We start from the raw sequence: 12,431 nt of genomic DNA on the forward strand, positions 1-12,431 counted from the left end.
ACCTGAGAGCTTCACCCTGACGCAGGGCTTGCACCGTCGGTGAGACACGCCTGGCGGGCGCGCCTGCTTTCCAGAGTCGCCTCGCCCGAGCGGTACCGGTTGCCTGAGAGATTCCGGGGAGGGTTGCTCCTTCGGCGCCCTGGGCACGGTGCCCGGGGACTCTCCCGCACGGGGTCGTCAGCTTTGCTGTCCTAGATTACTACGTTAGGCCGGGATTGCCGTGCACCGCACCACGCGTGAAGGGCGCACTTCACCGCAGGTCCGGCGGTGAGGGCCTGATGGCGCGGTGACGCTGTGCCGCCTCTCCGCTCCCCTGCGTGCCCCGCCCCGGGCGGCGTTCCCCCGGGTGCGAGCGGTACGGAAGTGATCAGGTCAGCCGATGCGGCGGGCGCGCCGCCTGCGGGCCAGTTCGTCAGCGGGGTGGTCGGCCGGGACGGTGTCCTCGACCGCCGCTCGTTCCCCCGGCAGCTCCGCGAGGGATCCCTCGACCTCGCGCCAGACCCGGCCGAGCGCGATGCCGAACACGCCCTGCCCGCCCTGGAGGAGGTCTATCACCTCGTCGGCCGAGGTGCACTCGTAGACGCTGACGCCGTCGCTCATGAGCGTGATCTGGGCGAGGTCGGCGACCCCGCGGTCACGCAGGTGCTGGACGGCCGTACGGATCTGTTGCAGCGACACCCCGGTGTCGAGGAGCCGTTTGACGACCTTGAGCACCAGGATGTCGCGGAAGCTGTAGAGCCGCTGTGAGCCCGAACCGTGCGCGGCCCTGATCGTGGGCTCTACCAGGCCCGTGCGCGCCCAGTAGTCGAGCTGCCTGTAGGTGATGCCGGCGGCGGCGCAGGCCGTGGGCCCGCGGTATCCGATGTCACCCGGCAGCGCCGTCGGCTGCTCGTCGAAGAGCAGTCCCTGCTCTCCGGCACGCTGCCGCGCGCTCTCGCGCCGCACCGGATCTTCCTGGCCGGCCGTCTTTCCCTCGCCGCTGCTGACCGCCACGCGGACCTCCGGCTTTCTCTCATCCCGTGGCCTGATCTGGGGGTTCGTAAAGGGCGGCCACGGGTTTCACTTGCACCGTAGGACCGTGACCATGCTCAGTCAACGATCCGGCTCGGCGCGTCGTGAAGCGTAAATGCACTGAAATACCTACCCCGCCCTGCCGAAGTCTTCAGGAGTGATCGTGTCAAGGAACTCCCTGAACTTCTCCACTTCGTCCTCCTGGTCGTCCGGAATGATCACCCCGGCCTCCTGGACGACCTCTTCGCTGGCGAAGATCCGCGCCCCCGTACGCAGGGCGAGCGCGATCGAGTCGGACGGCCGCGCGCTCACCTCCACGCCGTTGGAGAACACCAGGTCGGCGAAGAAGATGCCGTCGCGCAGGGCGACGATGTTGACCGCTCGCAGGCCCACACCCAGGGCGCTCAGCACGTCTCGGAAGAGATCGTGGGTGAGCGGCCGCGGCGGCGGCTCCTCAGCCTGGGCCAGTGCGATGGCCGTGGCTTCGGTCATGCCGATCCATATAGGAAGGAACCGCTCCCCGTGTGCCTCCTTGAGCAAGACGATCGGCTGATTTGTGGGCATTTCAACTCGAACGCCCACGACCTCCATCTGCAACACGGGCTGCTCCGTATTCCTGACCGGTCACCCGGCACAGCTTGTGAACATCGCTTCTGCTGACTGGTTCCTGCAATTCAACGTAACACCCGGTGGGCCCGGAATGTGCCCTCGCCTCCCAGCTCGCTTCGTCGTCAACGACCCAGGACCGACCGCACCTCCGTGCGCACAAGGGATGCGTGCAGGTCGAGCAGAAGATTCGACAGCTCGCGGGCGACCTCGTCGGCCTCTCCGATGGCTCCGGGGCGGCGCCGCTTGAGTATCGGGGCGACCGTCTGCTCGACCAGCCCGGCCTCGCGCTCGGCCGCCGCCTTGACCGCCCGCAGATGCCGGGCGTGCAGGCCGAAACGGGCCAGGGCGCCGACGGTGCGGGCGATCTTGAGCGCCTCCTCGTCGTAGCGCCTGGCCACCGGGGCCAGCAGGCCGTAGTCCTCCAGCTCGGTGAGCGTCTCGTCGTCGATGCCCGCCCTCTCGAGCAGCTCGGCCCGGCTGAGCTTGACCTCCTGCGCCTGCTGCACCGCGCGCGGCCGGCCGAAGCTCTCGGCCATCTTGTCCTTGATCACGCGCAGCGGCAGGTAGTGGTCGCGCTGCTCGGTCAGGATGAAGCGCAGTTGCTCGACGTGCAGGTGGGTGAACTTGCGGAAGCCGGAGGGGCTGCGCTCGGGCTCGATCAGCCCTTCGCCCTCCAAGAACCTGATCTTGGAGATCGTCACATCGGGGAACTCGCTCCGCAGGAGCGCGAGCACCTCCCCGATGCTCATGTGCGAGCGTGCCGCCTGTGAAGTCATACGCCGGAGCTGCCCCGCATCAGGAAGAGAAGGCGAAACTTGCCGATCTGCACCTCGTCGCCCGAGTGCAAGGGTACCTCCTCGATACGCTCGCGGTTGACGTACGTGCCGTTGAGGCTGCCCACGTCGCGCACGGAGAACTGACCGCCCGGGTGGCGGTAGAACTCGACGTGGCGGCGGGAGACCGTGATGTCGTCGAGGAAGATGTCGCTCTCGGGGTGGCGCCCCGTCGTCGTCAGGTCTTTGTCGAGCCGGAAACGGCTCCCCTGGTTGGGGCCCCTGGTCACGGTGAGCAACGCCGTGCCGGGCGGAAGCTGCTCGACGAGCGCCCGCTCGGCCTGGAGCATGTCGCCTGTCTCAGCCTCGTACGCCTCGATTCCCGCTATGGAGATCGTCGAGGTGGTGTCCCCGGAGACCTCGTGTCTGGTCAGCGGCGACCCACAACGGGAACAGAAACGGGCATCCTCGGGGTTGGCGTGCCCGCACTGCGTGCAGTAGACGCTCGGCATCGATCGGCTCGGCCTCCTACCGCGAAGACGCGGCGACGGTGCTCTGGGCGCGCCTCGCTTCGCTATTTTCACGTTTGCGAATGCCGCAACTTACGCTGATCAGCGGCAAAGGTCAAGGCGGGGCGCTGCACTGTGGTTCGGACGCAGATAAAGTTACCGCCGCCCCCGCCCCGTGGTCCATGCCGCCGCGCGTTTCTACATTACGATCTTGCGGCACTCTCTGGGCACGTCATCGGCAAACCCTTTCCGTTGACTCTGCGTGACGGGCTCAGCCCGCCGCCCGCTCCACGACCCGCGCCCAGCGTTCGAGCAGGGCCTGGGCGCCGTCCAGATCCGCCGCCTCCGCCCACAGGTCGGTGACCGGCTCCGTGGCGGCCGGCAGCACCAGCACCCAGCTGCCGTCGTCGCGGGCCACGCGCACACCGTCGGTGGTGTCGACGCGGTGCCCGTCGGGCTCGGCCTCGGCCGCCTCGATGACCGAGCGCATGACCGCTCCCTTGGCCGCCCACGGCGTGGGCACCGACCGCCTGAGCAGCCTTGCCTCGGGGATCCTCGCGTCGATCTGGCTGAGCGACAGCCGGGTGCGCGCCACCAGCCCGAGCAGCCGCATGAACGCGGCAAGCCCGTCGATGGCCGGGCTGAACTCGGGCACCACGAACCCGCCGCGCCCGTCGGCGGCGAAGATCATGTCGGGTCCCGCGGCGGCCGAGGTGAGCGCGTCGAGCGCGGTGGGCGTCCACTGCACCTGCACGCCGTGGAAGCGGCAGACCTGCTCGGCGACCCTGGTCGTGGTGACCGGCAGCGCCACCTGGCCGCCCCGCCGTTCGGCGGCCACCAGGTCGAGCACGACGAGCAGGGCGCGTTCCTCACTGATGAGCTGGCCCTTCTCGTCCACCAGGGCGATGCGCTCCCCCACCGGGTCGAACCGCACCCCGAACGCCGCCCTCGACGAGCTGACCAGCTCCGACAGGCGCTGCAGGTCACGACGGCGCTCGGCCAGCGTCTCGGTGGGCGAGACGTCGTCGAGCCTGGCGTTGACCGTGAGCACCTCGACGCCGACCCTGGCCAGCAGCGTGGGCAGCACCAGCGACGAGGTGCCGCCCGCGCAGTCGACGACGACCTTCATGTCCCGCACGCCGCTCACGCCCACATGGCGCAGCAGCTCGTGGGTGTAGTCCTCGACCGCGCGCGACGGGTAGGTCAGCTCGGCGATCTCGCCGGGGAAGGCGCGGCGGAACTCCTGGCGGGAGAAGACCCGCTCCAGCTTGCGCTGCGCGGCGGGCGGCAGGTCGGCGCCCCGGTCGTCCATGATGACGATGTCGACGCTCTGCGGGTCGCCCGGAGTGGTGCGCAGCGCGATGCCGCCGGCCGCGGACACCCTGGCCGTGTGGAAACGGGTGACCGGCAGCGGGGCGGCCTCCAGGTCGAGGACGTTGATGGCGCCCGCGGTCAGCGCGCCGATGACGGCCCGCTTGAGCGCCCTGGCGGCCAGCGAGCAGTCGCGGGAGGTGACGACGTGCTCGCCCTTCTTCAGCGTGGTGGCGTACGCGCTGGCCAGGCGCACGCACAGCTCGGCGGTGATCTCCACGTTGACCAGGCCGCTGACGCCGCGCGGGCCGAACAGGTTGCGCTGGCCGCGCGACTCCCAGATGACGCTGGTGTTGACCACCGCGCCGGCCTCGATGGTCTTGAACGGATAGACCTTGACGCCGCTGGAGACGTACGCCTCGGCCTCGATGACGCATTCGTCGCCGATGACGGCGTTCTCCTCGATGCGGGCGCCCGCCATCACGTCGGTGCTCTTGCCGATGACGCAGCCGCGCAGGTGGGTGCCGGGGCCGAGGTAGACGTTGTCGTGGACGACCGCGCGGTGCAGGAACGCGCCCTCGCGGACGACCGCGTTGTTGCCCAGCACGGTGTACTCGCGCAGCTCGGCCCCCGCCTCGACCTTGGCGTAGTCGCCGATGAGCAGCGGGCCCTTGAGCACGGCGTCGGGATCGACGGAGGCCGAGTCGGCGACCCACACGCCGGGCGAGACCTCGAAGCCGCCGATGTCGAGCGCGACCCGGCCCGACAGGGCGTCGGCCTGGGCCTTGAGATAGCTGTCGTGGGTGCCGACGTCCTCCCAGTAGCCGTCGGCGACGTAGCCGTAGATGGCGGCGCCGCGGGCGAGGAGGGCGGGGAAGACGTCCGAGGACCAGTCGACGGGGCGGCCGGTGGCGACGGCGTCGAGGACCTCGGGTTCCATGACGTAGATGCCGGTGTTGACGGTGTCGGAGAAGACCTGGCCCCAGGTGGGCTTCTCCAGGAAGCGCTGGACCCGGCCCTCCTCGTCCACGATGATGATCCCGAATTCGAGCGGGTTGGGGACGCGTTTCAGGCCGATCGTGACTAAAGCGCCTTTTTCGCGATGAAAGCGGATCATCGCCGATAAGTCGATGTCCGTCAGGGCATCTCCGGAGATGACCAGGAAACGGTCGTCGCGCAGGCGGTCGGCGGCGTTCTTGACGCTGCCCGCGGTGCCGAGCGGCACGTCCTCGGTGGCGTATTGGAGGCTCATGCCCAGCTCGCCGCCGTCGCCGAAGTAGTTGCGCACGAGGGCCGCGAGGAACTGCAGCGTCACCACGGTCTCGGTGACGCCGTGCCGCCTGAGCAGGCGCAGCACGTGCTCCATGATCGGGCGGTTGGCCACGGGAAGCAGAGGTTTGGGCTGGTTGGCGGTCATCGGACGCAGCCGAGTGCCCTCCCCGCCCGCCATGACGACCGCCTTCACCCGATCATCCCCTTCTGGCCTCCGCCACGAGCTGGCGCACCTGGACGACATACAAGACGCCCGCCCACCAGTAGAGGCCGGTTCCCCAGAGCGCGAACGCCCACCCGACAATTCGTGCTATTTCGGCATACCACCCGGAGTGCGAGGCAAGGAAGAGGAGCGGGAAGGCGTACATGAGATTGAACATGGCCGCCTTGCCCAGGAAATGCACCTGAAGTGCCCTGTAGCCGTGTTTGCGAAGAACAGGGCCGAAACAGCCGACGAAGAGATCACGACCGAGCACGACCACGACCAGCCACCACGGGATCACGTCGCGCAGCAGGAGGGCGATGACGGTGGCGAACACGTACAGCTTGTCCGCGGCCGGGTCGATGAGCCGGCCGAGCCTGCTCGTCTGATTGAACGCGCGGGCGATCTTTCCGTCGAGCCAGTCCGTGAAACCGGCCACCGCGAGGATCCCGATGGCCCACCCGTCGGCCTTGGGCCCGAGCACCAGCCAGAAGAACACGGGCACGCCCAGGAGGCGCAGGAAGCTCAGCAGGTTAGGAACCGTCCAGATCCGGTCCTCGGCGGAAGTTTCACTCACGCAGGAGACCCTACTGCCTGGAACTCCGCCGCAGCGGTCCCCATCCGCCCGCCCTCCGGCCGCCTGTGAAGCTCCCTCCGGGCTTTGGAACGCGCCATCCGAGCAACGACACCGACCCGCCGGCCCGACGTGCCAGAGCGCCCCAGGAGCCCGCTGGACGGCGACGGGCTCGGACTCTGCCAGGACGAAGCTCCCCCTTGCCAGGCGCACGCCGACAACCGCCCTGTGTGCCTGGCTCGCGACCGCGGCCACGTCCCGACGGCCGGACCGCAAGGCAGGAACGGCATGCAGAGCCCACACAACGGGACTACGGAACACGGGGGCTGACGGGATAGCGCGACACGGAGGTCGGGTCGCCGCGCATGGCCGCCCTGAAGCCGGGCCGCGCCGCGCCGGGGGCGGCCGGGAAGCGAGACGCGTCGCGGCGGGCGCCCCGGAAGCGGGCTCCCGCTCGGCCGCGCGCAAGCCACCCTGGCGGGGTAACGGCCGCAGCCCCGGTGGACGGGCTACGGCCGGGGCGGGCCGCATGGTGCCGAGGGCGGCTCACGGCGAACCGCGTCGTGCCGGGAGCGTCAGGGGCGCTCCGAGCCGGGCGGGTCAGGTGTGGAGGAAGGCGTGGGTGCGGGCGACCGGGGTGAAGCCGAGGCGGCGGTAGAACTGGTGGGGCCAGTCGTCGGCGTCTGCCAGGAGGAAGATCAGGCCGCCCGTGCCGCTGCCGGTCTTCACCTCGGTGTTCTCGCCGGGCTCGCCCGCCCCGGCGGGGGAGTACCCGACGGGCTCGCCTGCACCGGCGGCGGAGTTCTCGACAGGCTGGCCCGCCCCAGCGGTAGGGCTCCCGACAGGCTCGCCCGTGCCGGCGATGGGGATCCCCTCGGTCTTACCATGCCGCGCGTTCGGGGTGTCCGCGGGTGAGGTGCCGGATAGGAGGGTGGCGGCCTCTGCCAGCAAGGCGGTCATCAAGGTTCTGGCGTGGCCGGAGCCGCGGTGGGCAGGGCTGGTGAAGACGTTCTCGATCTGGGCGACGCCTCCATGAACGTACAGGTCGGCGCGAGCGGCCACCTCGCCGTCCGGCGCGCGCACCCCATAGAAGCGGACAACGTCGGCCCCGTCCAGGCGGGTTTCGACGCGGCGGGCGAGGCCCTCGATCACGTCGTCCGGTGCCTGCGGGAGCGTCTGGCGCCAGTCGCGGCGCAGCACGGGGATGAGCTCGGACAGCTCCAGCCGCTCGACCGGGGGCGGCGACTCGGGCAGCTCGCCGTGGTAGGTCATCACGAACGTCGTCTCGCGCTCGTAGCCGGCGTCCTCGAACGCGGGCGCGCAGGCGGTGCCGAGCCGGTCGTCGTCGACGCATATCAGGCGGTGGGCCCGCGTGGCCAAAAGCTCGTCGGCCGCCTTCAGCAGGAGCTCGGTGGCCCGGCCGGGGTCCGGGTCGGGGGCGGTCGTGACGATCAGCTTGTTGTCGTCGTACGAGCCGGGGTAGCGATCGTCGAGCACCGCGAAACCGCCCGGCGCGGGCAGCACGCGGGACGCCCGGCGGCGGGCGAAGCCGTGCAGGAAGCCGAGCACCCGTGCCAGGTCATCGGCCTCGTGCGGGGCCGGCGAAGCGACGGCGATTTGCGGGCCACGAGAGAGGGGGGTGTCAGGCATCGAGATCCCGTACTGCCTTGAGGAACGCTCTGATCAGGTCGGAGTCCTTCTTGCCCGGCGCGGTCTCGACGCCGCTGGAGACGTCGACGCCCCAGGGCTCGGCGGCGGCGACCGCCTCGGCGACGTTGCCGGGCGCGAGGCCGCCGGCCAGCATCCACTGGCCGGAGGGGCGCCCGCGCACGGCCGCCCAGTCCCACGGCTGACCGGAGCCTGCGTGGGGCGCATCGACGATGAGCAGGTCTTCGTCGTACGCCCCGCAGCGCAGGTCGGCCTGGGCGTCGACGGCCCTGATCAGGCGGACTCCGAGGTCTTTGAGTGCGGTGAAGTCGCCGTGCGGGTGCTTGCCGTGGAGCTGGACGGCGCGTACGCCGGAGGCCAGCGCCGCCTCGCGCACGGTCTGCGGGTCCTCGCCGCGGAAGACGCCGACGGTGAGGACGTGCGGCGGGACGAGCGCGGCCAGCTCGGCCGCCCGCTCGGGCGTGATGCGGCGTGGGCTCTTGGTCATGACGAATCCGATGGCGTCCGCGCCGGCCTCGACGGCGGTCGCGACGTGTTCGGGCTCGCTCAGCCCGCAGATCTTCACGTACACGCCTTCGACCTTAGCGGCGCCAGGTGGCTGACGGTGACAACCAGACCCAGAACAGCAGCGCCAGGATGAGGACGAGGAGGATCACGCCGCTGGGCGGGTGCGCGACCGGCAGGGTGACGTGCTGGGCGAGACCGACGGCGAACAGCGCGATGCTGCCCAGCGCGGGCCCGCCCGCCCCGCCACCGGGCCGCCAGAACAGCACCGCGAGCACGATCTGCACGAACGCCACGACGTGCACGACCATCCCGGCCATGATGTGGGCCTCGGCCATCGCCGCGTTCCCCGCGGCCTGCCCGGCGAACGCGGCGGCCACGAGGAGCGCCGCGGCCTGCGCGGTGACGGCCAGGCGCAGGCCGTACAGCAGGCCGGCGGAGATCCTGCCCGCCGCGCCGTCCGGCCGGGCCCGGGCACCGAGGGTCTTCTGCATGGCGGGTCCTTCCGCTGCCGCGATCGATGTGCGTTCACATGATCGCGTAGCGGGGGCGTCCCGTCGTCCATCCGCCGGATGAGACGCCGGTACGCCCCGGGGTGAACCCGCCGTCCCTGCCGTACGCCGCCGGAAGGCCCGCCGCGCCCGCCAGGTCAGCTCCGGGGGTGGCGTACGGGGCGGAAGGAGGCGTCGACCAGCCCCGTACGGTGGGCGACCACGGCCGCCTGGATCCGGTTGCGCAGCCCCAGCTTCTCCATGGCGGCGGCGATGTGGGTCTTGACCGTGGTGACGCCGACGTGCAGCTCCTCGGCGATCTCGGCGTTGGACAGGCCGGTGCCGACCAGGGCGAGGACCTCCAGCTCGCGCTCGGTCAGGCCGGGCGGCACGACGGGCGCGGCCTGCTCCTCGGCGGCGAGGAAGCGTTCGACGACGCGGCGCAGCACCGAGGGCGCGAGGAGCTGCTCGCCGGCGGCGGCCCGGCGGACGGCGTCGACCATGCGTTCGGGGTCGTCGTCCTTAACGAGGAAGCCGACGGCGCCGGCGCGCAGGGCGGCGTAGACGTTGCCGTCCTCGGCGAACGTGGTCAGCACCACGATCCTGGTCGAGGGCCGGGCGGCGAGCACCCGCTTGATCGCCTCCAGGCCGTCGACCCTGGGCATGCGCAGGTCCATGAGGATGACGTCGGGCAGGTGGCGCTCGGCCAGGCGGACGGCCTCGGCGCCGTCCTCGGCCTCGGCGACCACCTCCATGTCGCCCGTGGCCTGCAGCAGCATGCGCACGCCCGCGCGTACGAGCGCCTGGTCGTCGGCCACCAGTACGCGGATCACGCGACGCTCCCCGAGGACAGGCGGGCGGGCAGCTGGACGGCGAGCACCCAGCCGCCGTCGCCGTCGGGACCCGCGCTGAGCGTGCCGCCGAGCGTGCGGACCCGCTCGCGCATGCCGGCGAGGCCGCGTCCGGAGGAGGGCAGGCGTTCGATGGCGGTCGGGGGGCGGCCGTTGCGGACCTCGACGGCGAGTCCTTCGTCTGAGGAGGTCACGGATACGCGGACCCGGGTGCCTGGGCCGGCGTGTTTGAGCACGTTGGTGAGTCCTTCCTGGACGATCCTGGCCGCGGATGCGCGGGCGATGAGCGGGGTCTGGTCGATGGCCGGGTCGAGGTCGAGGTCCACGACGAGGCCGGCGGCGGCCATGCGCTCGGCGGACTCGCGTACGACGTCGGCCGGGTTGGCGAGCAGGTCGGGCTGGCGTTCGGGGTCGCGCAGCAGGTCGAGCAGGTCGCGCAGGTCCTGCAGCACCTGGTGTCCTGTCTCGCGGATGTCGTCGAGCGCGTCGGCGACGGGGCCGTCGGGCGCGGTGTAGCGGGCGGCGCTGGCCCGCAGCACCATGGCGCCGACGTGGTGGGCGACGATGTCGTGCACGTCGCGGGCGATGCGCTCGCGCTCGGCGAGCTGGTCGGCGCGGACCTGGGCGACGGCGGCGCGCGCGGCCTCCTCGGCGCGCAGCCGCTCGGCGGCGGCGGCGGCGCGGCGCATGCCGAGGTAGCGGCCGATGGCGATGGGCGTGGCGACGAGCGTCATGAGCACGCCGACGCGGAAGGGGGTGATCTCGGTGGCGGGGCCGACGACGGCGATGGCGGTGAGCAGGCAGCCGGTCAGATACGCGGCCAGCGTCCACGCCCACGACACCACCCGCATGGCGAACACGCCGATCGCGATCAGAGTGAGGATCACGCAGGTGTTGACGGCCTGGTTGAGGTAGGCGTCGGCGGAGACGAGCAGCACGCCCTGGAGCAGGAAGACCAGTCCGGGCAGCCGCCTGGCGACGCCGAGCGACAGGCCGCCGACGACGGCGAGCAGCCCGATGACCCAGACGGGCTGGTTGCCGGAGTGCCAGGACGTCCAGGTGCTGAGCACGGTGATCGCCACGCCGCCGGCGGCGAGCAGCGCGTCGGGGGTGACGTCGCGTTCGTTGAGGCGTTCCGCCGAGCCGCGCAGGTAGCCGCCGAGCACGGCGGGGAAGACGGGCAGCAGCATGGCGTACATCCACGTGTTGCCGGTGAGTGCGATGCCGGGGTCTGCGATGTTGATCGCGGTCGCGCCGATGGCGGCGACGACCGCGAGTGCGGTGGCGCGCACGCTGGCGCGGTATCCGGCCACGCCGAGCGCGACGCAGAGGAGGATCTGCGCGGTGTTGGAGGTGAACGAGCCGAGCTGGTCGGTGACGGCGAGCACGGCCGCGAGGTAGAGCGTGACGGCGATGGGCCGGTGGCGGACGAGCCCCATCGGCAGGCCGACGAGCAGCGCCATGGGGATGGCCGCCTCGGCGGGGAGGTACTCGGTGTCGCCCGCGTGCGCCGTGGTGAGCAGGTCGAGGCCCACCCCCGAGGCCGCAAGGAGGACATCGAGCGGCACGCCACGCCAACGCATGAACCACACGGTAGCCGCCTCGTCCGGCCTGCTGATCCTCCGAGTGGAGGAGCCCGCCTCCTCCAAGTGGCCGCAGGTCCGCCCGGGAGGGGGAGCGATCACCGGCGCCGATCGGCCTACGTTCATGGCATGCCCAACGACACCGCACTTTTCCTCGGTCAGTTCCTGCGCTCCCCGGGCACGATCGGCGCGGTCGCGCCCAGTTCACGGCGGCTGGCGGCGGCCGTCTGCGCGCCGATCCCCGAGCGGGGCGAGCCGATCGTGGTCGAGCTGGGGCCCGGTACGGGCGCGTTCACGGCGGAGATCCAGCAGCGGCTCGGTGGGCGCGGGCATCATCTGGCCGTTGAGGTGAACGAGCAGCTGGCGCGGCTGCTGGCCGGGCGCTATCCGGCCGTTGACGTGGCGCACGCCGACGCGATGCGGCTGGGCGAGCTGCTCGCCGAGCGAGGGCTGCGCTCCGCCGACGTGGTGATCAGCGGCCTGCCGTGGGCGGCGTTCCCCGACGTGATGCAGCGCGAGCTGCTCGGCGCGGTCACGGAGGCGATGAGCCCGGGCGCGGCGTTCACCACGTTCTCCTACATCCACGCGATTCCGCTCAGCTCGGCGCGGCGGTTCCGCGCGCTGCTGGCCGAGCGGTTCGAGGAGGTCGTGCCGGGACGTACGGTGTGGCGCAACACGCCTCCCGCGTTCGTCTTCCACGCCCGCCGGCCGCGCTGACACACCTGCGGCCGGCCGGGCGTAGGAGGAGGAGCGCGGGGTGTCCGGCCGCCCGATCGGCGCCGGGATCGGACGGGTTGCGCCTGCGGCCGGGAGCTGCCTGCTCAACTTCCCGGCGGCGCGAGTGTCCGGACCGCCCCCGCGGTTCCCGCCGGCCTGCGGACCGGCGTGCCCATCGCCGTAGCGATCACGTCCCTGGTCCCGCCATGATGGCGAAGGGTGGACCGGCCGGTGGGCTGGTCGCCGCGGCCGTGGCCACGGCGGCTGGTTGACCTCCTCCCCCTGCGCGTGGACGCCCGACGGTCACGCGGGCCGCCAAAGGATCTCGGCGCTGCGTGCCGGGGCGGCGTTCTCGA

12 protein-coding genes and 1 riboswitch are annotated in these 12,431 nt (G+C 71.5%); of the genes, 1 reads left to right on the forward strand and 11 read right to left on the reverse strand.

All coding sequences use genetic code 11. From position 1 onward, the window contains the following. Positions 1 to 80: 80 nt before the first annotated feature. A riboswitch (glycine riboswitch) is annotated at positions 81 to 177 on the reverse strand. A gap of 195 nt (positions 178 to 372) precedes the next feature. From WBK31_RS18640 to WBK31_RS18690, 11 genes are all read right to left on the reverse strand, one after another. Continuing rightward, positions 373 to 993: a MerR family transcriptional regulator gene (locus WBK31_RS18640; protein WP_364052948.1), complete on the reverse strand. Its 621-nt coding sequence runs from the start codon at positions 991 to 993 to the stop codon at positions 373 to 375. A 147-nt stretch (positions 994 to 1,140) separates the two neighbouring features. Next, a complete protein-coding gene (locus WBK31_RS18645) occupies positions 1,141 to 1,611 on the reverse strand; it encodes a bifunctional nuclease family protein (RefSeq protein WP_090771501.1) in 471 nt (156 codons plus the stop codon). Between the two features lie 131 nt (positions 1,612 to 1,742). Next, positions 1,743 to 2,369, reverse strand: coding sequence for a MerR family transcriptional regulator (locus tag WBK31_RS18650; RefSeq protein ID WP_364052951.1), 627 nt, complete (start codon positions 2,367 to 2,369; stop codon positions 1,743 to 1,745). Positions 2,370 to 2,392: 23 nt separating this feature from the next. Further along, positions 2,393 to 2,905 (reverse strand): FHA domain-containing protein, encoded by a 513-nt coding sequence (locus tag WBK31_RS18655; RefSeq protein ID WP_364052953.1) that lies wholly within the window; start codon positions 2,903 to 2,905, stop codon positions 2,393 to 2,395. A gap of 268 nt (positions 2,906 to 3,173) precedes the next feature. Continuing rightward, a complete protein-coding gene (locus WBK31_RS18660) occupies positions 3,174 to 5,678 on the reverse strand; it encodes a mannose-1-phosphate guanyltransferase (RefSeq protein WP_364052955.1) in 2,505 nt (834 codons plus the stop codon). A gap of 4 nt (positions 5,679 to 5,682) precedes the next feature. Next, a complete protein-coding gene (locus WBK31_RS18665) occupies positions 5,683 to 6,264 on the reverse strand; it encodes a CDP-alcohol phosphatidyltransferase family protein (protein ID WP_364052958.1) in 582 nt (193 codons plus the stop codon). 597 nt (positions 6,265 to 6,861) lie between these two features. Beyond that, on the reverse strand, positions 6,862 to 7,911 hold the full coding sequence (locus tag WBK31_RS18670; protein ID WP_406675312.1) for a GNAT family N-acetyltransferase: 1,050 nt from the start codon (positions 7,909 to 7,911) through the stop codon (positions 6,862 to 6,864). Next, positions 7,904 to 8,500 carry a phosphoribosylanthranilate isomerase gene (locus WBK31_RS18675; RefSeq protein WP_364052964.1) on the reverse strand — a complete coding sequence of 199 codons (597 nt, stop codon included), beginning with the start codon at positions 8,498 to 8,500 and terminating at the stop codon, positions 7,904 to 7,906. Before WBK31_RS18675 ends, WBK31_RS18670 begins: the two co-directional genes overlap by 8 nt. A gap of 10 nt (positions 8,501 to 8,510) precedes the next feature. Beyond that, positions 8,511 to 8,927, reverse strand: a complete 417-nt coding sequence (locus WBK31_RS18680; protein ID WP_364052967.1) for a hypothetical protein — start codon at positions 8,925 to 8,927, stop codon at positions 8,511 to 8,513. Positions 8,928 to 9,082: 155 nt separating this feature from the next. Beyond that, positions 9,083 to 9,757 carry a response regulator transcription factor gene (locus WBK31_RS18685; RefSeq protein WP_364052970.1) on the reverse strand — a complete coding sequence of 225 codons (675 nt, stop codon included), beginning with the start codon at positions 9,755 to 9,757 and terminating at the stop codon, positions 9,083 to 9,085. After that, positions 9,754 to 11,358 carry a sensor histidine kinase gene (locus WBK31_RS18690; RefSeq protein ID WP_378788343.1) on the reverse strand — a complete coding sequence of 535 codons (1,605 nt, stop codon included), beginning with the start codon at positions 11,356 to 11,358 and terminating at the stop codon, positions 9,754 to 9,756. Before WBK31_RS18690 ends, WBK31_RS18685 begins: the two co-directional genes overlap by 4 nt. A gap of 129 nt (positions 11,359 to 11,487) precedes the next feature. On the opposite strand from WBK31_RS18690, the gene WBK31_RS18695 reads away from it, so the two are divergent. Next, positions 11,488 to 12,075 (forward strand): SAM-dependent methyltransferase, encoded by a 588-nt coding sequence (locus WBK31_RS18695; RefSeq protein ID WP_364052976.1) that lies wholly within the window; start codon positions 11,488 to 11,490, stop codon positions 12,073 to 12,075. Positions 12,076 to 12,431: the final 356 nt, after the last annotated feature.

The organism is Nonomuraea sp. N2-4H (genome assembly GCF_045291505.1).
Taxonomy (GTDB): Bacteria; Actinomycetota; Actinomycetes; order Streptosporangiales; family Streptosporangiaceae; genus Nonomuraea; species Nonomuraea fastidiosa.